We start from the raw sequence: 22,483 nt of genomic DNA on the forward strand, positions 1-22,483 counted from the left end.
GTGACCGGGTGCTCGACCTGGAGGCGGGTGTTGACCTCCAGGAAGGAGATCGTGCCGTCCGCGCCGACCAGGAACTCCACCGTGCCCGCGCCGACATAGCCGGCCTCCTTCAGGATCGCCTTGGAGGCGCGGTACAGCTCCTCGACCTGGGCCTCGGACAGGAACGGGGCGGGGGCCTCCTCCACCAGCTTCTGGTGGCGGCGCTGCAGGGAGCAGTCACGGGTGGAGACCACGACGACGTTGCCGTGCCGGTCGGCCAGGCACTGCGTCTCCACGTGCCGCGGCTTGTCGAGGTAGCGCTCCACGAAGCACTCCCCGCGGCCGAACGCGGCGACGGCCTCGCGCACCGCGGAGTCGTACAGCTCGGGGACCTCCTCCAGGGTCCGGGCGACCTTCAGGCCGCGCCCGCCGCCACCGAAGGCGGCCTTGATCGCGATGGGCAGGCCGTGCTCCTCGGCGAACGCGACGACCTCCTCCGCGCCCGAGACCGGGTCCGGGGTACCGGCAACCAGGGGCGCGCCGGCGCGCTGCGCGATGTGGCGGGCCGCCACCTTGTCGCCGAGGTCGCGGATGGCCTGCGGAGGCGGGCCGATCCAGACCAGGCCCGCGTCGAGCACGGCCTGGGCGAACTCGGCGTTCTCCGACAGGAATCCGTAACCCGGGTGGATCGCGTCCGCGCCCGAGTCCTTGGCGGCCCGCAACACCTTCTCGATGTCCAGGTAGCTGGTGGCCGGGGTGTCACCGCCGAGCGCGAACGCCTCGTCGGCGGCGCGGACATGGACGGCCGCCCGGTCCGGGTCGGCGTAGACGGCGACGCTCGTGATCCCGGCATCCCGGCAGGCCCGGGCCACGCGGACAGCGATTTCACCACGGTTGGCGATGAGCACCTTGCGCAGACTCACGTGTGACCTCTCACGACGAAGACGTCCGGGCGGGCCGCGCTGCGACCGCCCGGGCGACGGCGGATCCATGGACGGGGTTGATGCGGCAGCAGGCGAGCGCGGGCCCCGGCGGGGCGGCCCCGCCCGCACGACCGCGGGAGACGGACCGCGGCGGGGCCGCCGTGCGCCACCGCGACGAGCGGCCGGCCGGCCCTCACTGGGGCTGGTTACCGTGCTTGCGGGTGGGCAGCGGGGCGTGCTTGTGGCGCAGCGTCGCCAGCGCGTCGATCAGCCGGGAACGCGTCTCGGCCGGGTCGATCACGTCGTCGACCAGGCCGCGTTCGGCGGCGTAGTAGGGGTGCATGAGCTGCGTGCGGTATTCCTCGATCCGCTCCCGGCGCGTCGCCTCGGGGTCGTCGGACGCCGCGATCTCCTTGCGGAAGACGACGCCCGCCGCCCCCTCCGCACCCATGACGGCGATCTCGTTGGTGGGCCAGGCCAGGGCGAGGTCGGTGCCGATGGAACGGGAGTCCATCACGATGTACGCCCCGCCGTAGGCCTTGCGCAGGGTCAGCGAGATCCTCGGCACGGTCGCGTTGCAGTACGCGTACAGCAGTTTCGCGCCGTGCCGGATGATCCCGCCGTGTTCCTGGTCGACGCCCGGCAGGAAGCCGGGGACGTCGACGAGGGTGACCAGCGGGATGTTGAACGCGTCGCAGGTCTGCACGAACCGCGCGGCCTTCTCCGACGCCTCGATGTCCAGGACGCCCGCGAGCGCGGCGGGCTGGTTGGCGACGATGCCGACCACCTCGCCGGCCAGGCGCGCGAACGCGCAGATGACGTTGGTGGCCCAGGTCTCGTGGACCTCGAAGTACTCGCCGTGGTCGACGATCTCGCCGATGACCCGCTTCATGTCGTACGCCCGGCCGGAGTCGGCGGGCACCAGGTCGTACAGCGCCTCGTTGGTGCGGTCGGCGGGGTCGTCGGCCGGCTCGGCGGGCGGGCGCTCCCGGTTGTTGGCGGGCAGCATCGCGAGCAGGTGCCGGACGTCCTCCAGGCAGCTCCGCTCGTCGTCGTAGGCGAAGTGCGCGACACCGGAGAGCGTGGCGTGCGCGTCGGCGCCACCGAGCGCGTCCTGGGTGATCTGCTCTCCGGTGACGGCCTGCACCACGTCGGGGCCGGTGATGAACATCTGCGAGGTGCCGCGCACCATGAACACGAAGTCGGTGAGCGCCGGGGAGTACGCGGCGCCGCCCGCGCACGGTCCCAGGATCACCGAGATCTGCGGGATGACCCCGGAGTTGCGGACATTGCGCTGGAAGATGCCGCCGTAGCCGGCCAGCGCGGTCACGCCCTCCTGGATGCGGGCGCCCGCGCCGTCGCACAGGCCGACGAGGGGTGCCCCGGCCTTCTCGGCCAGGTCCATGATCTTGTGGATCTTCTCGGCGTGGGCCTCGCCGAGCGCGCCGCCGAAGATGCGGAAGTCGTGGGCGTACGCGAAGACGGTGCGGCCGTGCACCGTCCCCCAGCCGGTGACGACCCCGTCGGTGTACGGTCGCTTCGCCTCCAGTCCGAACCCGGTGGCCCGGTGCCGGCGCATCCCTTCGACCTCGGTGTACACCCCCTCGTCGAAGAGGAGTGCCAGTCGCTCGCGCGCGGTCAGTTTGCCCTTGGCGTGCTGCGCCGCGGTGGCCGCCTCGCCCGGCCCGAGGTGCACGGCTTCGCGGACCTGGGCGAGTTCGGCCGTGCGGGCGCTCAGGGATGAGAGGTGAGCCGTCGACAACGGCCGCTCTTCAACGGTGCTCATGTGCCGCCCCCTTCTGGAAGGTTGTGCAAGCGTCTTGCCGGACGAGGCTGTGCCGGGCGGCTCGAGCCGTCCTGGAAACCGTCTGGAAGCCGGGGTCAGGCGTGGCAGGCGGGCAGTCCGCCGTGGAACTCCACCATCTCCGCGAACAGCGCCGGCATGTCCACGGGGCAGCCGCGCTCGGCCCCGCGCTCCTCGAGGTAGGCGCGGTGCAGGTTCGGGACGATCCGTTCGGCGTCCAGCAGCTCGCCGTAGGGCCCGAGTTCGGCCTCGCGGGCCACGTCCAGGACGGTGGCTCCGGCCGCGACGCCCTCCTTCGCCAGCCGCTGGAGCAGCAGCAGGTACCCCTCGGTGGTGTCCAGCAGTCCGTCGCCGGCCACCGGCCCGTGCCCGGCCACCACCACGCGGGGCCGCAGTTCGCGCAGCGCCCGCACGGCGTCGAGCGAGCCGGCCACCGAGCCCATCGGGCAGAACGGCGTCGCTCCCGACATCACGACGTCCCCGGTGAACAGGACGCGCGGCCCGGGCAGCCACACCACGACGTCACTGCCGGTGTGGGCGGGGCCGAGGTGCAGCAGCCGGACCTCCGTGCCGCCCACGTGGACGGTGAGCCGGTCCTCGAACGTGACCTGGGGCGGGCGCAGTTCCAGATCGCCCCAGCACACGTCCGGCCATAGCGTCGTCAGGTGCATCCCGACCTGGGTCACTTCCGTCCGGGTGCCGCGGTGCCCGACGACGGCGGCCTCGGGGAAGAGGTAGTTGCCGAAGGTGTGGTCGCCGTGCGAGTGGGTGTTGACCAGCAGCCGGGGCAGGGCGGGGCTGACACTCTTGACGGCCTCGCGCAGCGCCAGGGCCCGGCGCTCGGTGGCGGCGGTGTCGACCAGCAGGGCCTCCCCCTCCGCCACGACGAGACCGGCGTTGTTCAGGCACCAGCCACCGTCCGGCTGGACGTAGGCGTAGACGTCGTCGGCGATTTCCGTCAGATGCGGCGGCATGCTCTCTCCTCGGTGGGTCGTTCCGCTCTCACAACGACCCTGCCGCCTCCGGCTCGAGGCCCACCGGCAGTCCCGCTCAAGCGCCTGCTCGCCGCGGCCGGCCGTCCGCTCCGCACGGTCGCCACGAGCACGCCTGGAGCACGTCTCGGGCCCCCGTCGAGCACACTTGGAGCGGACGGCGCGGGCTCTGCGCGCCGAGCGGAGCAAAACTCACATACCGTCAGAAAACGTTTACTCGGTTGGAACGTGCGCTGTGTATGATCAAGTCACTCAGGGGCCTCGCCGACTGCCCTGGGGTGGGGGGCGGGACGTGATACGAGTCATGTTGGCCGAGGACATGGAGATGATCCGTGGAGCCCTCGTGGCCCTGCTGGCGGGCGAGCGCGGCATCGAGGTCGTGGCGGAGGTGGGGCGGGGGGACGCCGTCGTGCCGACGGCGCTGGAGCACCGCCCCGACGTTCTCGTGGTGGACATCGACCTGCCGGGACTGGACGGGCTGAGCGCGGCCGCGGCCCTGCACGAGCAGTTACCGCAGTGTCGCACCCTGGTCCTGACGGCGCTGGGCCGGCCCGGGGCGCTGCAACGCGCGATGGCCGCCGGCGTCAGCGGTTATCTGCTCAAGGAAGCGCCCCCGCAGGAACTGGCCACGGCCATCCGGCGGATCGCCGCGGGCGGCCGTGTCATCGATCCCGAACTCGCGCTGGCCTCATGGGAGAGCGACGTGAGCCCGCTGACCCCGCGCGAGACGGACGTGCTGCGCCAGGCCGCCGCCGGCGCCGATCCCGCGGAGATAGCCCGCCGCATGCACCTGTCGACCGGGACCGTGCGCAACTACCTCACCTCCTCGGTCACCAAACTGCACGCGCGCAACCGGCTGGACGCCGTGCGCATCGCCGAGCAGGCGGGCTGGCTGTAGCCCACGACGGCGAAAGCCCCGCCGGGGCCCGGCGGACCGGGCACCTCGGCAAGGCTTCGGGACGCGCGCGGGCCCGGCCGGCACGCCTCAGGTCGCCGCGTACGTGCCGTACGACGTGACGGCTTCCGGAGCACAGGCGGTCAGGTGGAACCAGCCCCCCTCGTGCGCCCAGGTCAGCGTGCCGTCGAACGCGGTGAGCCGGGACGACAGACTCGCCAGGCCGGTACCCAGCGGTTCGGCGCCCTCGATCTCGCCCTCGTAGCCGTCGTTGGAGAGTCTCAGCATGACCGTGCCGTCGTGGGTGCTCAGCGTGATCCGGCAGAGGCCGGCCTTGCTGTGGCGCAGGATGTTGGTCGCGCCCTCGCGCAGCACGAGGGAGAGCGCCGCGCCCAGCGCCGGGTCGCGCACCTCCGAGGCGTCGCCGCAGACCATGGTGTCCACGCCGGCCGCCGCCAGCACCCGGCGGACGGAGGCGAGTTCGACACCGAGGGACAGCTGCCGCGCGGCCGAGGAGAAGGAGCGCATCTCGGCGAGCGTCCTGCGGGACAGCGCCAGCAGCTCGGCCACCTCTTCCCTGACCCGCGGGTCGTTCTGCACCAGATACCGGTCGACGAGTTCCGCCTTGACCGTGATGGCGGACAGGCTGTAGCCGAGCACGTCGTGCACGTCGCGCCGCAGCCGGCGGCTTTCGCGCAGGGTCCGTTTCCGTTCCTCCACGATCCTGCGCTGCTGGGCCCAGAGCATCTCCCGGATCCGGCGCCGGCAGTCGAGCGCCGTCACCGACACGACCAGGGCCAGGACGGGGTAGCTCAGCGCGCCCGGCATGAGCACCAGCAGCGGGGTCACCGCCAGCACGGGCAGCAGGGTCAGGGAGGCGCACTGGCGGCGCGTCCTGCAGGTCGAGGCGTCCACGTCCAACAGGGCCGGCAGGCCCGCGTACACCAGCACGGTCAGCAGGGCGGCCAGGCCCCGCAACATCCCGTGGCCGTCCCACAGGGGCGCGTCGGCCACCATGGCCGCTCCCCCGGCCGGCACCGCCACGATCACCACCGGAGCCAGGTGTCTCGCACATTTCCTGCGCGCGGTGTGAGAGATCACGTGGCGCTGCCTAATACGGCTCGGGCGGGCAGGCCGTTACAGGTCACGACGCTGGGGGGCAGTCCCCGTGTACAGGTGGTCAAACCGTAGAGATCATGCATAACCATCCGGACCTCCTGTATTTTTTGTAGAGGGCAGGTCACGAAATTACAAACCGGTCTCGCGGTTCGTCAACGCTTACCTGTCCTCGCGCCGCAGCCCAGGGCACCACCTTTCGAAGACGTCAGGGGATATGTCGGCTCACTTACCGGGCGAAAGGCCCGCCGGGGCGCCGAGCGCAATCGAGGGAGACACCCCTGTTATCGAACCGACTCGCCGGTTTTTTTGCAGGACTGTGTCCTCTCCGGGCGGGACATGAGCGCAAGGACCCGGGGCGGCGGCAAGCCGCGGCGGTGAGCGGGGGATTCTCACCGCCGCGGCATGCCACCGCCCCGGGTGACCGCCGGCACGGCGAGCGCCGCACCGGTCACCGTGCCGGCGGTGTCCGGGTCACGCCTTGGGCGCGGCCTTGCGCACGAAGTCCTCCAGCGAACCGGGCTTCACCTGCGGGTACTTGGCGTTGTCCAGGCCGTCGAACTTGCCCTTGCCCGTCACCATGCACCACTGGTACTGCAGACCCACGTACTCGAACGGGTTCTGGGTGGCGCCGGCCTGGCGGGTGATCTCGGCACGCAGTTCGTCGGCGGTGCCGAGGTTCTTCAGGGTGAGGCTGCGGCCGGTGGCCCGCTCCAGGGTCTGGTGGAACTCGCGCATCGACAGCACCTCACCGGCGAACCGCTGGGTGCCCTTGGCCTGCGGGTCGAGGGCGACCGCGGCGGTGAAGGCGGCGGTGTCCGGGACCGAGGTCATGTCGAGCGGCTGGTCGGCATCGCCCCAGTGGGAGACGGTGCCCGCCTCCCAGTCGACGATCCCCATGAAGCCGATCATGACCTCGTAGAACGCGCCGTTGAGCACGGAGATCACGTCGAGGCTGGTGTCGCCGTACGCGGTCGCGGCCTGCCGGCGCCAGCCGATCATGACGTTGTCGCTGTCGTCCAGCTTGGTGATGTCGATGGCGAAGTCGGACGGGATGAAGCGGCGGGCACCGGCCTGCTCGGCCGCGCGCACCAGGTTCACCTGCCCGTCCACGATCAGGTCCGGACCGCCCTGGATGGCCGAGACGACGGTGGTGGCGTCGCCGATCGCGGCCGCCAGCTTGTCCGCCGGGTCGGTGATGTCACCCTCGACGAGCTCCAGGCCGCGGGCCTCCAGGGCCGTCAGGGCGGCCTTCTTGTCGCCGTCGGTACCCGGCCGCACCAGTGCGCGGACGGAGGCACCCTGGTCGAGCAGGTTGCTGACGATCTGGCCGCCCAGCAGGCCGGTGGCGCCGGCCACGAAGATCTTGGATGCGGTGGTCATGGTGTTGTCGTTCTCCTCGGTAAGACCCGGGCCTCGGACGGCCCGGACGATTGTGCGCAAGGTGCGTGCCGCGGGGTGTGGTTCACGGGATGAGCAGGGTCTTGCCGATGGTGCTGCGCGCCTCCACGGCGGCATGCGCCTCGGCCGCCCGCTCCAGCGGGTAGCTCTGGCCGACGACCGGCCTGATCTCGCCGGCGACCGCCAGGTCCAGGACGTCGGTGACCAGTTCGCGGGCGTAGGCGGGCCGGTTCCAGATGAGACCCGCGCTGAAGCCGGTCAGGGTCAGGCCGCGGCCGAACAGCTCCATGGGCTTGACGTCGAGCGGCTGCCCGCTGGAGAAGCCGAACACGATCTGGCGGCCGGCGCCCGGGGCGAGCAGCGAGAACGAGTCGCGTCCGAGTTCGCCGCCGATGTGGTCGTAGACGACCTCGACGGCACCCTGGGCGGCCTGGCGCACCTGGTCGGTCCAGCCGGGCAGCGAGTAGTCGACGACGTGGTCGGCGCCCAGCTCCTTGACGAGGCCCAGCTTGGCGGCGCCGCGGGCGGTGCCGATCACCGTCGCGCCGGCCCGCTTGAGCAGCTGGACGAGGATCGTGCCGACGGCGCCGGCGGCGGCCTGGACCAGGACCCGGTCGCCCGCGGTGACACGCGCGGCGTCGATCAGGCCGCGGGCGGTGGCTCCGTAGCGGTAGAGCGCCACGGCGTCCCGGAAGTCCAGCCCGTCGGGCACCGGGACGAGCCCTTCGGCGGGCGCGGTGGCCAGTTCGGCGTAGCCGCCGGTGCCGCCGGTGGTGGCGAGCACCCGGCTGCCGAGGAGCGCCGTGTCGACGCCCGGCCCGGTCTCGATCACCTCGCCCGCGATCTCCTTGCCGAGGATCACGGGCAGGGGCGCGCCGCCCAGGGCCCCGCGCATCATGCCGGAGCGGACCTGGGTTTCCAGGAACTGGATGCCGACGGCGGCCACCCGGATCGTCACCTCGCCCGGGGCGGGGCGCGGATCCGGGACATCGGCCACGGTCAGCTGGTCCGGGGGACCGAAATCTTTCAGCAGGACGGCACGCACCTGTCCTCACTCCTTCATGGTGGATCGTGTACGGATTACTCGTCCGCGACGACCGGGACGAGCAGATGGCTGTCGAACCGGCCGCCGGTACGGATGACGTGGTCGCCGGCGTTGCGGGTGACGCGGTGACCGGGCAGCACACCGGTGACCACATCGCCCGCCTGGACCACGAGTTCGAGGCTCTCGCCCGGCTCGAACAGCGTCGAGGAGGGCCAGATCTCGATGTCGAGGGCGACCGGGACGCCGGGCTGGAGAAGCTCCTCGCGGTCGTGCCGGTGCCAGGGCTGCCACGGGGTGGAGCGCTGCTCGTCCACGGCCCGGTGGCTGGCCCTGAGCCACCCGAGGGCGACGGGGCCGTTGTCGTAGAGCGCGAAGAACGGGAACGGCACCTCGCGGCCGGCGGCGTCCTTCTTGCGCAGCGCGACGAAGACGTCGGCGTCGTCGGAGCCCCGGGCCTCCAGCCACAGCCGCAGCTTGGCGTGGCCGGTGAGCCGGGTGCGCTCGGTGAACTCGTGGCTGAAGCGGGTCCCGCCGACCCCGTCGCCGTCCCGGACCGGGTAGCTCACCTCGGCCTCGGCCAGCGGCGGCTTGTCGGCGAGGGTGCGCCGGGCCGCGTCCAGGTGCAGCGGCACGTACTCGGTGCGGGCGATGGGCCACTCCCGCTCCTCGGTGACATAGCCGACGCCGGCCCGCTCGCGCACCTCGGTGAGCACCTTCGGCCGTTCGGTCCAGCCGTTGTCCTCGCCCTTCAACGCCCAGTCGAAGAACTGGAGCTGGCTGGCGAGGTTCTCGGGCCGGTAGTAGTACTCCCAGGTCTTGCGGCCGTGCACCTCCAGCCACTTGTCGGCCGAGGAGATGCGCTTGAAGCCTTCCAGGGTGCCGCGGCCGTGCAGGCCCTGGTTGGACCAGCTGGCCACCACGTACGCGGGTACCTCGACGTTCTCCAGGACCGCCCGCTTGGCGTCCCAGTAGGCGTCGTCGAAGGGGTGCTCGGCGGCGAGGCGTTCCAGGTCCTCGACGCGCGTGGAGGAGTAGCCGAGGCTGTGCCGGGCGAACACCTCCATGAAGCCGGTCTCCGGGATGCCGCCGTGGTAGGCGATGTCCCGGTAGAAGTCGGTCAGGCCCTCCCACGGGTTGATGGCGGCCAGGTGCGGCGGCCGGGTGGCGGCCACCCGCCACTGGGCGATGCTCAGGTAGGAGACACCGGACAGGCCGACCTTGCCGTTAGACCAGTCGCGGGTGCCGGCCCACTCGATCGCGTCGTGGAAGTCCTGGGCCTCCTGCTCGGAGGCGAGGGTGTAGTCGCCGGGGGTGCTCCAGGTGCCGCGCGGGTCGACGTAGACGACCGCGTATCCGTGGCGGCACCAGTACAGCGGGTCCGGGGCCTCGATCGCCGCGTACTCGGAGACCCAGGACGGGTCGACGCCGCTGGCGGCGCTGCGGCTCGGGGCGGTGCTGCGCCCGCCGTGCTTGCCGTAGGGGCCCCAGGAGATCAGCACGGGCAGCGGCGCGGCGCCGGGGTCGGCGGGCCGGTGCACGTCGGCGTACAGGACGCTGCCGTCGCGGACCGGGATCTCGACGTCACGGTCGATGCGCATCCCGTCGACGACGCGCGATCCCGGCGCGAACCCCGGGTAGTTGCCGTCGGCGAGCGGGTTGGGCTCACGGAAGTGCAGGTGCGGGTAGGTCAGTTGGGGCTTGTCGGTGCTCACGAGGTCTCCTTGCAGATAAGTCGGCCGTCAGGAGCGGTTCTTGGCGATGCGGGGCAGGACGAGTGCCGACGCCGCGCCGAGGACCACGAAGGCCGCGGCCACCAGGAAGGCCAGGCCGTAGCCGGAGACCAGGTTGTCGGGGGTGGGCTGAGCGTCACCGGAGAGCGACTGGATACGGCTCGTCGCGATGGTGCTGAGGATGGCGAGGCCGAGGGCGCCGCCGATCTGGCGTGAGGTGTTGAGCAGCCCCGAGACCACTCCCGCGTCGGCGGGCGCGACCCCCGAGGTGGCGGCCGCGGCGACGGGGGTGAAGACCAGGCCGACACCGAGCGCCATCAGCATGCCGGGCAGCACGACCATCAGGACGAAGTCGCTGTGCGGGCCGAGCTGGGCCTGCCAGACGAAGCCGGCGAGCGCGCTGAGCGCGCCGGCCAGGATGAGCGGGCGGGTGCCCGTCCTGGAGATGATCCGGGAGCTGAGCCGCGCCCCGGCCATCACCATCACCGTGTGCGGCAGGAAGGCGAGCCCGGCCTGTACGGGGCTGAAGCCGCGCACGTTCTGCACGTACAGCGAGACGAAGTACCACATCGACAGGAACGCGGCGTTCATCAGGAGGCCCACCAGGTTGCCGCCGGCCACCGAGCGGGCCCGCAGCAGGCCGAGCCGGATCAGCGGCACCTTGGCGACGCGTTCCTCGACGAAGCAGAACAGGGCGAGCAGCAGGATGCCGGCGATCAGCGGCGGCAGCACGTGCGGGGAGCTCCAGCCGTACGACGCGGTGTTGACGATGCCGTAGACGAGGGCGAGGAGGGCCAGGGTCACGGTGGCGGCGCCCAGGACGTCGAGGCGGCGCGGGCCCTCGCTGCGCCGGTGGTCGAGGTAGCGCACGCAGGCCGCGATGAGCGCGACGCCGATGGGGATGTTGACCAGGAGGATCCAGCGCCAGGACAGATAGCCGGTGAGCAGTCCGCCCGCGATGGAGCCGACCGCGCCGGCGCCGCCCGCCACCGCGCTCCACAGGCCCAGCGCGGAGGCCCGTCTGGGTCCCTCGGGGAAGGTGGTGGTGAGCAGGGCCAGGGTGATCGGTGACAGGAAGGCGGCGCCGATGCCCTGCACGACGCGGGCGAAGATCAGGACGCCGGGGCTGCCCGCGAGGCCCCCGACGAGGCTCGCCGCGGTGAACACGGCGATGCCGGCTATGTAGACGCGCTTGCGGCCGAGCAGGTCGCCGGCCCGGCCGCCGAGCATGAGGAAGCCGGCGAAGGCGAGGGTGTAGGCGTTCACGACCCACTGCAGGCCGGTGTCGCTGAAGCCGAGGCCGGTCTGGATGGACGGTAACGCGACGTTCACGATGGAGACGTCGAGCAGCACCATGAACTGGCCGAGGCAGGCGAGGGTGACGATCACCCAGGGTGGTGCGGTGCGGTCCGGGGACCGCCGGGTGCCGGGGGGCGGAGTGGTCGTGTCGCCGCCACTGGTGCCGTCCTGGGTCCCTAAGCGGGTCACGGCCCCTATCCCTTCTTCTCGATCGCTTCGGCGAAGGCCGCCAGCTGGGTGGCCAGGCTCTTGATGTCGGCGGTGCTCCAGTCCTCCATCAGCTCGGCCACGATGGCGGCCCGCGCCTGCCACAGCTTGCGGACGGCGAGCTTGCCGGACCGGCTGACACTGACCAGCTGGGCGCGGGCGTCCGCCGGGTCGGGCTCGCGGACGATGAACCCGCGGGCCTCCAGCCGCTTGGCGGGCGGGGTGAGCGTGGACTTGTCGACCTCCATGAGGTCCGCCAGGACCGACAGCCGCACGGGTGCGTGCTGGGAGATCTGGGCGAGCAGCGTGTAGTCCCCCAGCGACAGCTCGAGGCCCGAGGCCGCCATGATGCGGCGCCGCGCCGCCGTGGAGAACATCCAGTTCCCCACCACGGCCAGAGCCGACGCCACCTCGCCGGACGCCTCGCGCTGTGCGTCCGGTCCGTCCGGTGGATTGGCTGACGTGCGTCCCATGTCCGACACCACGATCCCGCTCGATTGGTTGTGTCAAACCAACTATTACCCGGTGGTCCGGTCTCTCGCAAGTCGTTCCTTCTCGATCCGGCCTCCAGCCGACTGCGAGCCCCGCTTGCGAGCGTCGCCGTACTGCAGCCGACATCAGCCCGCGAGGTGCACAGTGGAATTCGGAGTGACCTTCTTCCCGACCGTGGGTCCCGCCGACAAGGACGGCGCGACCTACTACGACGAGGCGCTGTCCGTCGCCGAGCACGCCGACGCGCTCGGCTTCCAGCACGTGAAGATCGTCGAGCACTACTTCTTCCGGTACGGCGGCTACAGCCCCGACCCGGTCACCTTCCTGGCCGCCGCGGCCGCCCGCACCCGCCGCATCCGGCTGATCACCGGCACCGTGCTGCCCGCGTTCACCCACCCCGTCAAGCTCGCGGGCAAGCTGGCCATGCTGGACAACCTCTCGCACGGCCGGCTGGAGGTGGGCTTCGGCCGGGCCTTCCTGCCCGACGAGTTCGCGGCCTTCGGCGTGTCCATCGACGACAGCCGCGCCCTGTTCGAGGAGAACGTGGAGGCGATCCGCCGCCTGTGGACCGAGGAGGACGTGGTCTGGGAGGGCCGCTTCCACAAGTTCGGCCCGGTCACCCTGCAGCCCCGCCCGGTGCAGCGGCCGCACCCGCCGACCCATGTCGCCACCGCCATGAGCCTCGAGTCCTGCGAGTCCGCGGGGCGCGCCGGCCACCACCTGCTGCTCGTGCCCGCGACCTCGTCCGTCGAGAAGGCCCAGGAGATGCTCGGCGCCTACCGCGCCGCGCGCGCCGCGGCGGGCCACGAGGGACCGGGCCGCGTGCAGTTCAGCTACCCCACCTACGTCGCCGAGGACGGCGACGAGGCGCGCCGTCTGGCCCGCAAGGACGACGAGGAGTACAACCGGCGGATGGCCGAGGCCGTCTCCGCGTGGGGGCGCGTCTCCAGCAGTGCCTACCCGGGCTACGACAGGATCCTCGAGGCCACCCGGACCTACGACTTCGACAAGAAGCTGGAGGCGGACAAGCTGCTGGCCGGGTCGCCGGCCGAGGTCCGCGCCCAGGTGGAGCGCATCCAGGGCTGGTTCGGGCCGGACGTCACCCTCAGCCTGACCATCCACTCCGGACTGCTGCCCGTGGAGGTCGCCAAGCGTTCGTCGGAGCTGTTCGCGCGGCAGGTGGCGCCGCACTTCGCCACGCCGGCGCGATGACCGGGCCCGTACGCACCGTCACCGTGGTCGGCGCGGGCACCATCGGCCTGGCCTGGACCACGCTGTTCCTCGCGCACGGCCTCGACGTACGGCTGAGCACCCGCAGGACCGACGCCGAGCGGGCGGCGCGCGAGGCGGTGGAACTGTTCGCCCCGTCGCTGCCCTCGCCGCCCGCCGATCCGGCCCGGCTGCTGGACCGGCTCACGATCGAGCCGGACGTGGCCAAGGCGGTCGCCGGCACCGATCTCGTACAGGAGAACATCCGCGAGCAACTCACGCTGAAGCAGGAGCTGTTCGCGGAGGCGGAGCGGGCCGCACCGGGCCACGTCCTGCTGCTGTCGTCGTCCTCGTCGCTGTCCGCGGACGCGCTGGGCGCCACCATGGAGGACCCTTCGGGGCTGCTGGTCGGCCACCCCTTCAATCCGGCGCATCTGATGCCGCTGGTGGAGCTGGTCCCGGGCACCCGCACCCGGCCCGACGCCGTCGAGCGGGCGGCCGCGTTCTACCGGTCCCTGGGCAAGGTGCCGGTCGCGCTGCGCCGCCCCATGGCCGGCACCCCCGCGAACCGGCTGCAGTCGGCCCTCTTCCGGGAGGCCGTGCACCTGGTGTCCGAGGGGTACCTCACGGCCGAGGAGGTCGACGCCGTGGTCACCGGCTCGATCGGACTGCGCTGGGGGGCGGTCGGGCCGTTCCAGGCGTTCCACCTCGGCGGCGGTCCCGGGGGCCTGCGGCGGATGCTGAGCGCCGTCGGGGACCGGATGGCCGCCGAGTGGGAGCACCTGGGCACGCCCGGGCTCACCGACGACACCGTGCGGACGCTCGCCGCGCAGACCGAGCAGGCGTACGGACAGGGCGCCGACGCCTACCGGCGGCTGGCCGCCGCGCGGGACGCACGCCAAGGAGCCGTGCTCGCCGCGCTGCGGGCCGGCGAGGGCACCGGGAGGGCCGATCCATGACCGGTGGCATCACCGATACGGTGCGGGGCGTCGACGCCGACAGCTTCCGGGCGGCCCTGGCCCGGTTCGCCAGCGGGGTGGTCGTGGTCACCGCGCGCGACGCGCTCGGCACGCCGCACGGCTTCACCGCGAGCTCGTTCTGCTCGGTGTCGCTGCGGCCGCCGCTCGTGCTCGTCTGCCTGGCCGAGACCGCCACGTCGTACGACACGTTCACCCGGGCCACCGACTGCGGGATCAGCATCCTCGCCCACGACCAGACGGGCGTCGCGCGGCGGTTCGCCACCCGGGGCGCCGACAAGTTCACGGACGGCGCCTTCGAGACGCTGCCCAACGGCACACCGGCGGTGCGCGGCGCACTGGCCACGCTCGCCTGCCGGATCCGGCAGCGGCACACCGCGGGCGACCACATGATCCTCGTCGCGGAGGTCACCCACACCGGGGAGGGCGAGGGGCACCCGATGCTCTACTTCGGCGGCGCCTTCCGCGAACTGGCCCCCTGACGACGCGCCACACACCCTGCGAGCAGCTCTCGATCGCCGCTCTAGGACGGGAACACAGACTTCTTTCCGCACCACCTGAGCAGTCTCACGCATCACCTTCACCATCGACACCTCATCTGGGAGAGGCACTTCATGCGCAGCATCGCCACCCGCGCCGGCGTCGTCGCCGCCACCGCCGTACTCGCCCTGACGGGCCTGGGCGCCGCCACCGCGTCCGCCACCACCACCGCCGACGCCCCGATCGCCGCCGACGCGACGTACTCCAGCCTGGCCGGCGAGTGGCAGGGCTCCGGCACCGCCGGTCCCAACCCGGTCCAGCCGCACTTCTTCTTCTACGGCAACGGCACCCTGAAGATGATCCCGGAGGACAACGCCTACCTCGCCACCGGCACCTGGCACCAGAGCGGCTCCACGTTCACCTTCCACCTGGAGCACCCGATCTACGACTCCACCGGCGCCGTCGTCTCCTACATCAAGGCGGACCAGACCGGCACCATCAGCGGCAGCACCTGGTCGTCGACCGGCACGTCGGGCCGCTACGACACCCAGGGCAACCTCCTCGAGACGTTCACCGTCACCCTGACGGCCCACCGCGTCTGATCACCGCCCGGCGAAGACCCCCTGCCGCCTCGGCACGGGGGTCTTCGCTGCGTTCGGCCCCGTGCGCCGGGAATGGGCACGCGGATCAGAACACCGCGCGCACCTCCCCCACTTCCCGGCCGCCGCCCAGGACCGGCGTCCGGCCGACGCGGTCCACGACCGGTGACGTCACGCCGAGGAGGCGCAGGGCGCGGGCGAGGACCGGGCCGAGGGCCCGGGTGCCGCCGTCGTCGATCTTGAGGGCGAGGGCACGGCCGTCGGGCAGCGCGACGGCCTGGACGGCTTCCGCGCCCACCTTGGACAGGGCGCCCGGGACCTCCCGCATGAGCCAGGTGTCGTGGCGGCGGGTGCCCGCGACGTACTCGGGGTGGGCGCGCATGGCGTCGGCGACGCGCCGTTCCGGGCTGCCGGGTCCGGCGCGGGCGACGGTGCGGAAGGCACGGGCCAGTCCGGTGAGGCTGATCGCCGGCAGGGGCGCCCCGCAGCCGTCCACCCCGACGGCGGCCACCGGCTCCCCGGCCGTCTCCTCGACCACCGTGCGGATGATCCGCTGGAGCGGATGGCCGGGATCGAGATAGGACTCCAGCGGCCAGCCCCTGAGGGCGGCGGCCGCGAGCATCCCCGCGTGTTTGCCGGAGCAGTTCATGGCCACGCGGTCGGGCCGGTCACCCGCCGCCAGCCAGGCCTCCTGCTCCCGCTGGTCCAGCGGGAGGGAGGGCGGGCACCGCAGGTGCTCCGGGGTCAGCCGGTGCTCGGCCAGCATCGTGCGCACCAGGTCGCGGTGGAAGGGCTCCCCGGAGTGGCTCCCCGCCGCCAGGGCGAGCCGCTCCCCCGCGAGGTCGAGGCCGGCCCGGAGCATGCCCGCCGCCTGCATCGGCTTGTTGGCGGAGCGCGGGAAGACCGGGGACGTCACGTCGCCGAGCGCCCGTTCCACCGAGCCGTCCGCCCCGAGCAACACCAGGCTCCCCCGGTGCCGCCCCTCCACGAATCCGGAGCGGACGACCTCGGCGAGGACCGGATTGCCGGGAACACCGTTGGCCGGACTGGGCTGTGGCATCGGATGAGCACCTCCGAAGGGGGTTCGCGCGCGACCGCCGTGCCGTCGCGGGAGGCACGGCGGTACATGCCTCGGCGGGAACGGATCCGCTCAGCAGAACCAGCCGTTCTGAACGAAGCCGCGGGCGTTGACGTTGCCGTAGGCGAAGCCGTAGACCCACTCGCTGCCGAACTCGCCGTCCACGCCCTCGACGGTGAACGTCTGGGACCGGTGCAGCTGGTTGAAGGCCGGGCCGCCCCGCGAACTGCGCACGTCCAGGTCCTGGGCGCAGACGGTCAGCCGGGCGCCGATGTCCTTGGCCATGGCGTACCGGTAGGGGCCGGCGGCCTGTGCCGGGGCCGCCACCGTCAGCAGCAGCCCGGCGATCGCGGCCGTCAGACCGGCCAGGAGGCCGGACCGGGCCGGGGACGTCCGGCGGCGGTGAGAGGCGGCGCTGTCCGGAGCGGAGGTCGAGGCCATCGTCGTCCCATTCTTCGCGGGGAGCCGCTGTGCGGCTGGATGGCACGGACTGTTCCCCGGGTGCCACCCCCGTGTCAACAGGGACTGCCGAGGACCTCGGCCGCCTCCGGCGCGACGTCCGCGCTCCCACGCCGCACGGCCCCGCTCACGAACGGGGCGAGATCGGCCACTGGGTCCCGGCGGGTTCGGCCACCGTGTCCGCGGCGATCCGGCAGTGGGAGCGGGTGCGCAGGTGGAAGGCGAGCAGGGCCAGCGCGCTGGTCGAGGCGGACCAGGCGAACGAGAGCAGTCCGTACGGCCAGGGGGTGAGGGACGTGAACGCCGCGGCCAGCGCGGACTGGCACGCGCCGTACAGGGGAAGGGCGCCCAACCCGGTCAGGTCGGCGACGTTGAGGACGGGGTTCTGCAGGCCGGTGTCGACCAGGCTGAGCATGATGACGAGGAAGAAGCCCTCCAGCTCGCCGCGTACCAACGAGCCGAGCAGGAGCCCGATGCCGCCGTAGGCGAGACCGGCCCCGAGCACGGCGAGGGTCAGCAGGCCCAGCTGGCGCACCGGCAGCGAGCCGCGGAGCAGGATGGTGGTGTACACGGCGATGAGGGTCGTGACGACGGCGACGGCGGTGACCTTGGCCAGCAGCATCTGGACTTTCGGGTAGCCGGCCAGGACCAGGCGGCGGTCCATCTCCCCGGCTTTGAAGGTCTCCATGAACATCGAGAACCCCGTGACCAAGGTGACGGCGGCGAGGGCGTTCACCACTTGGCTGACGTGATTCGCGGGCGCGTGGACGCCGGCGTGCACGGATTCCAGGGGGAACCGCAGGACCCGGTCCGGCGCGCACAGCCGTGCCACCATGATCCAGGCGGGGATGAACGCGACCGCCAGGAGCACCGCCATGCGGCTGCGCAGGTGACCGAGGAGGGTGCAGCGCAGCATCTCGGTGTACGCCGAAGGGCGGACCGTCATCGGATGGGCCCCTCCATGTCGAGGCGGCCGTCGCGCAGGTGGCCCACCGCGTCGAAGTGGTGCATGTCGTGCAGCAGGTGGGAGACCACGACGATCGACCTGCCCTGGTCGCGCAGGTGGGCCGCGAGCGACCAGAAACGCTGGTGCGTATCCCAGTCGAAACCCTGATAGGGCTCGTCGAGCACCAGGAGCTGCGGGTCGTGCATGAGGGTGAGCAGGAGGTTCAGCTTCTGCCGCGTGCCTCCGCTGAGGTCCCCGGCTCGCTGCCGGCCGCGGTCGGCGAACGCCAGGAGGTCCATCAGCTCGTGGGCACGCGTGAGGTTCGGCAACCGGTAGGCGGCCTGGAAGAGGCGGAGGTGCTGCATGACGGTGAACGACTCGTTCAGCACCGCGTGTTGCGGGCAGTACCCCGCCTTGCCGGTGCGCTCCACCGTGCCCCGGTCGGGCGCCAGGTGCCCCATGGCGATGCGGAGCAGCGTGCTCTTGCCCGCGCCGTTCTCGCCGACGACGCCGATCAGCGCCCCGGCGGGCACGTCGAGGTCGGCACCGCGCAGGACCTGCCTGCGGCCGTACGCCTTCCATACGCCGCTGATCCGCAGCCGTGACGGGTGCCGCACGTGCGGCGTGGCCTCCGCGGTCACGTCGAACCCTCCCCTCAGCGAAGCGTGTAGACGGAAGCGGCCAGGGCGAGGGTGTACCACTGTTCGACCAGGCGGTAGCTGCGCTGGTCCTGGTCCCGTCCCCGCGACAGCATCACCCGCACGGAGAGCACCAGGCTCAGGCCGCACAGCACCGCGTCCGTGGCGACGATCCACCAGTGCGGGCCGGCGGGCTCCATGAGGAAGTGGTGGATCGCCAGGGGGCCGACGGCGAAGCCGGCGCACAGGAAGACCCGGGTGGGTCTCTCGCCGAAGACCAGCGGCATGGTGGAGCGGTGCACCGCGCGGTCGCCGGTGATGTCGCGGAGGTCCTGGACGGACATGAGGAGGGTCACGGTGACCGTGAGGGTCGCGATCCAGCGCCAGGCGTCCGGTGTCATGGCGGTGACCATCTCCCAGGCGGCGGCCAGTTGGGCGACGACTCCGATGCCGGCGTAGAGGTTCCTGCCCAGCCAGTGCCGGCCCCAGCCGTACTCGTGTTGCAGCAGGGAGAGGATCTGCCACAGCAGGGCCCACTCCAGGACGCCCAGGCAGTACCCGTACAGGGGGAAGACGACCCGGACGGCGTTCAGGCGCAGCCGAGCGCCGCGGATGCTGCTCTGGCCGGTGACCAGGGGCCGGAAGGGCTTGTTGACGCGGTCCTCCTCGACGCCGACGAGTTGGTTGGCCAGCGTGTGTTCGTAGACGAACAGCCAGAAGTACAGGGCGCCTGCCACCAGGGTGGGCACGGCATCGGACGGGGGCAGCCGGGCGTGGACGACGGCCGCCATGACGAAGCAGGTGGCGGGGAAGATGGTGGTCCAGCGGTCGGCGCTGATGAACAGCCAGCTCAGGCGAATCTCGCGCCAGGCGCTCTGGAGAACCACCGCGGGCGCGGTCGTGGTCATCACTGTGGGTCCGTACTCCGTGGTCGGCCGGGCCGGTGGACGGCCGGGGGTGTCTCCTGGTGTCGGTCGGCGACTGGGCCGGGCTTCACGCCGTGCGGTGTACGACCGCCTCCGCGACGTCCTTCAGCGTGCGGACGGCGTCGGCGGGGAAGGGGGCAAGGGCCAGGGAGTCCAGGGCCTGCCGGTATCTCTCCTCGATCATTCGCTCGACCGCCCGGCGAGCGCCCGTGCCGGTGAGGATGTCGCGGACCTCCGCGGCTTCCTGCTCCCCGAGGTCGGGGTCGCCGATCAGCGCGTGCAGCCGGCCGGCCTGAACCGGGCCGCAGGCTCTGAGGGCATGGACGACGAGGCTGGTGCACTTGCCCTCGCGCAGATCGTCCAGGCGGGACTTGCCCGTCCGGTCCGGGTCCCCGAACACGCCGAGGATGTCGTCCCGGAGCTGGAACGCCTCGCCGAGGGGGATGCCGTAGGCGCTGCAGGCGTTCATGACGTCCTGCCCGGCGCCGGCGAGGGCCGCCCCCACCTGCAAGGGGCGCTCGATGGTGTACTTCGCGGTCTTGTAGCGGATGACGCTGAGCAACGTCTCGACGCTCGCGTGGAGCTTGCCGGTGGTCAGCAGGTCCAGGTGCTGGCCGGCGATCAGTTCGCTGCGTGCGAGGTCGACGCAGTGCAGGACCCTGGCGCGGTGGGCGTCGGGCATGGGCGTGGTGTGGAGCAACTCGTCGGACCAGACGAGGGCGAGGTCGCCGAGGAGGATCGCTCCGCCGAGCCCGTACTGTTGCGCCAGCCACGGTACGTGGTGCCGGTCGGCCAGCGCCCGGTGGACCGTGGGGCGCCCGCGGCGGCTGTCGGACGCGTCCATGATGTCGTCGTGGATGAGCGCGCAGGTGTGTGCCAGCTCGATGGAGGCGGCCAGCCTGACGGCCTGTGTGATGTCACCGCGCCCCCCTGCCGCGATCCATCCGGTCACGCACAGCAGCGGACGGACCCTCTTCCCCCCGGAGACGAAGTCACGCAGCATCAGGACGAGCGCCGACTGCCCGGCCACGGGGGCGGTCCGTGCCTTCTCCGTCAGGAAGTCGAACAGGAGGTTGTCGATCGCGGTGCGCGGTGCGAAGAAGTCGGACTCGACCGCCAGCGTTTCAGCACTCATCACGAGGGCGCCTTTCGGAGGGGAGGCCGGTCACCGGTCCGGCCCCGTCGCTTCTTTTCGTTGCCGGCCCACCCGGACCTCACGTGCGTGACCTGTGCCCTGGACATAACGGCCCAGCGCCATCAGGGGGAAGACGTGCCCGTAGTACCCGTAGTGCGCGGCCACGGCCCGGGGGACGAGCGTGCCGGTGAACTGCGGCTCCTCCCAGGTGCCTGCGTCCGTCTGCCGCTCGGTCAGCCAGCGGATCCCGTCCCGCACCACGGCGCTGTCGCGCTCTCCCGCCGCGAGCAGCGCGAGCAGCGCCCAGGCGGTCTGCGAGGGGGTGGACGGGCCACGGCCGGCGCGGGCCGGATCGGCGTAAGACTGCCAGCTCTCGCCCCAGCCGCCGTCCGCGTTCTGCACCGACGTCAGCCAGGCGACGGCACGCCGGACGGCCGCGTGTCCGCGGGGTACTCCGGCGGCGGCGAGGGCGGGAAGGACACAACCGGTGCCGTAGAGGTGGTTCACGCCCCAGCGTCCGTACCACGCACCGTTCGCCTCCTGCCGGCCGAGCAGCCAGCGGACGGCACGGCGGGTGCGGGGGTCGCGTTCCCTTCCCAGCGCGGCCAGCATCTCCACCACGTGGGCGGTGATGTCGGCGGTGGGCGGGTCGGTGCAGAACTCGCCGAAGTCGAAGAAGGGGACCTTCGCGGGGAGGGTGCTGGTGTTGTCCGCGTCGAAGGCCGCCCATCCGCCGTCGCGGCTCTGCATGCCGAGGCACCACCGCACCGCTCTGTCCAGCGCGTCGTCGACGCGTGCCGGATCGGGGTGCTTCACCCGGTGCAGTGCGAGGACCACCTCGCAGGTGTCGTCGTTGTCGGGATAGGTCCGGTTGTGGAACTGGAAGGCCCAGCCGCCGGGCGCCAGCCCGGGCCGCCGGGCGGCCCAGTCGCCGGGCCGGTCGGCCTGCCGGGTGAGCAGCCAGTCGGCGGCCTTGACCAGCGCGGGGTGGTCGGTCGCCAGGCCGGCGTCGAGCAGCGCGGTGGCGGACAGGCAGGTGTCCCATACCGGGCTGTGCACGGTGTGCAGGGCCCGTACGCCGTCCTCGGGCCACGCGCCGCAGTCCTCCAGGAAGTCCCAGGCGGCCCTGAGCACCGGGTGGTCCGGGGGGTAGCCGTGCAGGTGCAGGGCGAGGATGACCCACGTGGTCATCGGGGTGCACGCGCCCCAGCTGCCGTCCTGTTCCTGACGCTGGAGGAGCCAGCGGACGCAGGCGTTCTCCGCGGCTTGGCGCACCGGGCGGGGGATGCCCTTGGAGCACACGCGCACCGTGGCGTTCAGCCGCCGGAAAAGCTTTTCCCAGCCGCTGTCCGGTGCCGGCGGACGCGCCGCGGTCGGAGCGAAGAGTTCGTCGATGCCGAAGGGAGCCGGCCGCACCGGGCGGTGCGTGCGGATGACGCTGAGGGAGACGAGCGCCAGGCGCATGATGGAACTGAACGAGTAGATGTTCAGCGGCGCCCACTTGGGCAGGGCGATGATCTCCGGGGGGATTTCGGGAAGCTCGTCCCAGCTCCACCAGCCGAGCAGGGCGAGCCATACCCGTGCCTCCAGCTGGACGGCCGCCGCACCGCCCTGTTCGCGCACCCACGCCGCGCACCGGAGCATGTGCTCCTCGTCCGGGCCGTCCCCGGCGAGCCGTAGGGCGATGTACGCCTGGATCGTGGTCCCCAGATGGCCCGCGCCCTCGAAGACGAGGGGCCAGGAGCCGTCCGCGCTCTGCTGGGAGCGGATCCACCGGCCGCTCGCCCCGGCCACGCGGTCGTCCAGCACGCCGAGCAGATGGCGCAGGAAGAGATCGTGGGCGTCATAGCTCACGTCCGTCGTGAAACGGCCCTTCCACCAACCGCCGGCGTCCTGCCGGGCGAGCAAGTGGTCCGCGGCCCGCACCACCGCGCGCCGGGCGGCTTCCTCCGCCGGACCGGCGGCGGAGGAGGCGAACGTCACGCCGGCGTCACCCGCGCAGACAGGGCCTTTCGCGTGCGGCGCACCGTCAGCCGAAATCGTCATGGCACTCCTAGACCACCGAATCCGTAAAATGCCCGTGTTTCGCAGATCATCTGAATTCCGTGGAAGTTACCGTCGCTGATCTACCGAATCGCCGTGCCGGCGGGGCG

The 22,483-nt window shown here is 72.1% G+C and carries 21 protein-coding genes; 5 read left to right on the top strand and 16 right to left on the bottom strand.

Going from position 1 to position 22,483, the window contains the following annotated elements; translation table 11 throughout:
• The 3 genes from ACZ63H_RS16835 to ACZ63H_RS16845 all read right to left on the bottom strand — a co-directional run.
• The coding region (locus ACZ63H_RS16835) for an ATP-binding protein (protein WP_469865837.1) at positions 1–896 on the bottom strand (896 nt) is incomplete at its 3' end.
• Positions 897–1,095: 199 nt separating this feature from the next.
• Positions 1,096–2,688, bottom strand: a complete 1,593-nt coding sequence (locus ACZ63H_RS16840; RefSeq protein WP_469865642.1) for an acyl-CoA carboxylase subunit beta — start codon at positions 2,686–2,688, stop codon at positions 1,096–1,098.
• Positions 2,689–2,783: 95 nt separating this feature from the next.
• Positions 2,784–3,680 (bottom strand): MBL fold metallo-hydrolase, encoded by an 897-nt coding sequence (locus ACZ63H_RS16845; protein WP_469865644.1) that lies wholly within the window; start codon positions 3,678–3,680, stop codon positions 2,784–2,786.
• A 322-nt stretch (positions 3,681–4,002) separates the two neighbouring features.
• On the opposite strand from ACZ63H_RS16845, the gene ACZ63H_RS16850 reads away from it, so the two are divergent.
• A complete protein-coding gene (locus ACZ63H_RS16850; protein ID WP_469865646.1) occupies positions 4,003–4,596 on the top strand; it encodes a response regulator transcription factor in 594 nt (197 codons plus the stop codon).
• Between the two features lie 87 nt (positions 4,597–4,683).
• Here ACZ63H_RS16850 and ACZ63H_RS16855 read toward each other — a convergent pair whose 3' ends face one another.
• The 6 genes from ACZ63H_RS16855 to ACZ63H_RS16880 form a co-directional block, all read right to left on the bottom strand.
• On the bottom strand, positions 4,684–5,694 hold the full coding sequence (locus ACZ63H_RS16855) for a sensor histidine kinase (protein WP_469865648.1): 1,011 nt from the start codon (positions 5,692–5,694) through the stop codon (positions 4,684–4,686).
• Between the two features lie 489 nt (positions 5,695–6,183).
• Positions 6,184–7,092 carry an NmrA family NAD(P)-binding protein gene (locus tag ACZ63H_RS16860; protein WP_469865650.1) on the bottom strand — a complete coding sequence of 303 codons (909 nt, stop codon included), beginning with the start codon at positions 7,090–7,092 and terminating at the stop codon, positions 6,184–6,186.
• A gap of 82 nt (positions 7,093–7,174) precedes the next feature.
• Positions 7,175–8,155 carry a quinone oxidoreductase family protein gene (locus ACZ63H_RS16865; RefSeq protein WP_469865652.1) on the bottom strand — a complete coding sequence of 327 codons (981 nt, stop codon included), beginning with the start codon at positions 8,153–8,155 and terminating at the stop codon, positions 7,175–7,177.
• Between the two features lie 35 nt (positions 8,156–8,190).
• A complete protein-coding gene (locus ACZ63H_RS16870; protein WP_469865654.1) occupies positions 8,191–9,867 on the bottom strand; it encodes a CocE/NonD family hydrolase in 1,677 nt (558 codons plus the stop codon).
• A 27-nt stretch (positions 9,868–9,894) separates the two neighbouring features.
• A complete protein-coding gene (locus tag ACZ63H_RS16875) occupies positions 9,895–11,373 on the bottom strand; it encodes an MFS transporter (protein ID WP_469865656.1) in 1,479 nt (492 codons plus the stop codon).
• A gap of 5 nt (positions 11,374–11,378) precedes the next feature.
• Positions 11,379–11,864 (bottom strand): MarR family winged helix-turn-helix transcriptional regulator, encoded by a 486-nt coding sequence (locus ACZ63H_RS16880; protein ID WP_469865658.1) that lies wholly within the window; start codon positions 11,862–11,864, stop codon positions 11,379–11,381.
• A gap of 163 nt (positions 11,865–12,027) precedes the next feature.
• On the opposite strand from ACZ63H_RS16880, the gene ACZ63H_RS16885 reads away from it, so the two are divergent.
• The 4 genes from ACZ63H_RS16885 (at position 12,028) to ACZ63H_RS16900 (ending at position 15,151) form a co-directional block, all read left to right on the top strand.
• Positions 12,028–13,095 carry an LLM class flavin-dependent oxidoreductase gene (locus ACZ63H_RS16885; protein ID WP_469865660.1) on the top strand — a complete coding sequence of 356 codons (1,068 nt, stop codon included), beginning with the start codon at positions 12,028–12,030 and terminating at the stop codon, positions 13,093–13,095.
• On the top strand, positions 13,092–14,051 hold the full coding sequence (locus ACZ63H_RS16890; protein WP_469865662.1) for a 3-hydroxyacyl-CoA dehydrogenase NAD-binding domain-containing protein: 960 nt from the start codon (positions 13,092–13,094) through the stop codon (positions 14,049–14,051). Before ACZ63H_RS16885 ends, ACZ63H_RS16890 begins: the two co-directional genes overlap by 4 nt.
• The gene (locus tag ACZ63H_RS16895) at positions 14,048–14,551 is read left to right on the top strand and encodes a flavin reductase family protein (RefSeq protein WP_467943882.1); all 504 of its coding nucleotides are present in this window, start codon (positions 14,048–14,050) and stop codon (positions 14,549–14,551) included. The genes ACZ63H_RS16890 and ACZ63H_RS16895 overlap by 4 nt, the downstream gene beginning before the upstream one ends.
• Before the next feature lie 132 nt (positions 14,552–14,683).
• Positions 14,684–15,151: a hypothetical protein gene (locus tag ACZ63H_RS16900; RefSeq protein ID WP_469865665.1), complete on the top strand. Its 468-nt coding sequence runs from the start codon at positions 14,684–14,686 to the stop codon at positions 15,149–15,151.
• An 85-nt stretch (positions 15,152–15,236) separates the two neighbouring features.
• Here ACZ63H_RS16900 and ACZ63H_RS16905 read toward each other — a convergent pair whose 3' ends face one another.
• From ACZ63H_RS16905 to shc, 7 genes are all read right to left on the bottom strand, one after another.
• The gene (locus tag ACZ63H_RS16905) at positions 15,237–16,208 is read right to left on the bottom strand and encodes an asparaginase (RefSeq protein WP_469865667.1); all 972 of its coding nucleotides are present in this window, start codon (positions 16,206–16,208) and stop codon (positions 15,237–15,239) included.
• A 90-nt stretch (positions 16,209–16,298) separates the two neighbouring features.
• A complete protein-coding gene (locus tag ACZ63H_RS16910; RefSeq protein WP_469865669.1) occupies positions 16,299–16,667 on the bottom strand; it encodes a hypothetical protein in 369 nt (122 codons plus the stop codon).
• Positions 16,668–16,812: 145 nt separating this feature from the next.
• Positions 16,813–17,631 (bottom strand): hypothetical protein, encoded by an 819-nt coding sequence (locus tag ACZ63H_RS16915; protein ID WP_469865671.1) that lies wholly within the window; start codon positions 17,629–17,631, stop codon positions 16,813–16,815.
• The gene (locus tag ACZ63H_RS16920; protein WP_469865839.1) at positions 17,628–18,230 is read right to left on the bottom strand and encodes an ABC transporter ATP-binding protein; all 603 of its coding nucleotides are present in this window, start codon (positions 18,228–18,230) and stop codon (positions 17,628–17,630) included. Before ACZ63H_RS16920 ends, ACZ63H_RS16915 begins: the two co-directional genes overlap by 4 nt.
• Before the next feature lie 56 nt (positions 18,231–18,286).
• On the bottom strand, positions 18,287–19,177 hold the full coding sequence (locus tag ACZ63H_RS16925; RefSeq protein WP_469865673.1) for a UbiA family prenyltransferase: 891 nt from the start codon (positions 19,175–19,177) through the stop codon (positions 18,287–18,289).
• An 85-nt stretch (positions 19,178–19,262) separates the two neighbouring features.
• Positions 19,263–20,330 carry a polyprenyl synthetase family protein gene (locus tag ACZ63H_RS16930; protein WP_469865675.1) on the bottom strand — a complete coding sequence of 356 codons (1,068 nt, stop codon included), beginning with the start codon at positions 20,328–20,330 and terminating at the stop codon, positions 19,263–19,265.
• A 30-nt stretch (positions 20,331–20,360) separates the two neighbouring features.
• Positions 20,361–22,376: a squalene--hopene cyclase gene (gene shc, locus ACZ63H_RS16935; protein WP_469865677.1), complete on the bottom strand. Its 2,016-nt coding sequence runs from the start codon at positions 22,374–22,376 to the stop codon at positions 20,361–20,363.
• Positions 22,377–22,483 lie beyond the last annotated feature (107 nt).

The sequence above is a fragment of the Streptomyces sp. NPDC104831 genome (assembly GCF_055583025.1).

What these genes read in the sequence shown, in the direction of transcription:
- ACZ63H_RS16910 (WP_469865669.1), bottom strand. Translation starts at nt 16,667, where the DNA reads ATGGCCTCGACCTCCGCTCCGGACAGCGCCGCCTCTCACCGCCGCCGG.
- ACZ63H_RS16845 (WP_469865644.1), bottom strand. Translation starts at nt 3,680, where the DNA reads ATGCCGCCGCATCTGACGGAAATCGCCGACGACGTCTACGCCTACGTC.
- ACZ63H_RS16925 (WP_469865673.1), bottom strand. Translation starts at nt 19,177, where the DNA reads ATGACCACGACCGCGCCCGCGGTGGTTCTCCAGAGCGCCTGGCGCGAG.
- ACZ63H_RS16840 (WP_469865642.1), bottom strand. Translation starts at nt 2,688, where the DNA reads ATGAGCACCGTTGAAGAGCGGCCGTTGTCGACGGCTCACCTCTCATCC.
- ACZ63H_RS16930 (WP_469865675.1), bottom strand. Translation starts at nt 20,330, where the DNA reads ATGAGTGCTGAAACGCTGGCGGTCGAGTCCGACTTCTTCGCACCGCGC.
- ACZ63H_RS16905 (WP_469865667.1), bottom strand. Translation starts at nt 16,208, where the DNA reads ATGCCACAGCCCAGTCCGGCCAACGGTGTTCCCGGCAATCCGGTCCTC.
- shc (WP_469865677.1), bottom strand. Translation starts at nt 22,376, where the DNA reads ATGACGATTTCGGCTGACGGTGCGCCGCACGCGAAAGGCCCTGTCTGC.
- ACZ63H_RS16880 (WP_469865658.1), bottom strand. Translation starts at nt 11,864, where the DNA reads ATGGGACGCACGTCAGCCAATCCACCGGACGGACCGGACGCACAGCGC.
- ACZ63H_RS16890 (WP_469865662.1), top strand. Translation starts at nt 13,092, where the DNA reads ATGACCGGGCCCGTACGCACCGTCACCGTGGTCGGCGCGGGCACCATC.
- ACZ63H_RS16850 (WP_469865646.1), top strand. Translation starts at nt 4,003, where the DNA reads ATGTTGGCCGAGGACATGGAGATGATCCGTGGAGCCCTCGTGGCCCTG.
- ACZ63H_RS16915 (WP_469865671.1), bottom strand. Translation starts at nt 17,631, where the DNA reads ATGACGGTCCGCCCTTCGGCGTACACCGAGATGCTGCGCTGCACCCTC.
- ACZ63H_RS16860 (WP_469865650.1), bottom strand. Translation starts at nt 7,092, where the DNA reads ATGACCACCGCATCCAAGATCTTCGTGGCCGGCGCCACCGGCCTGCTG.
- ACZ63H_RS16895 (WP_467943882.1), top strand. Translation starts at nt 14,048, where the DNA reads ATGACCGGTGGCATCACCGATACGGTGCGGGGCGTCGACGCCGACAGC.
- ACZ63H_RS16900 (WP_469865665.1), top strand. Translation starts at nt 14,684, where the DNA reads ATGCGCAGCATCGCCACCCGCGCCGGCGTCGTCGCCGCCACCGCCGTA.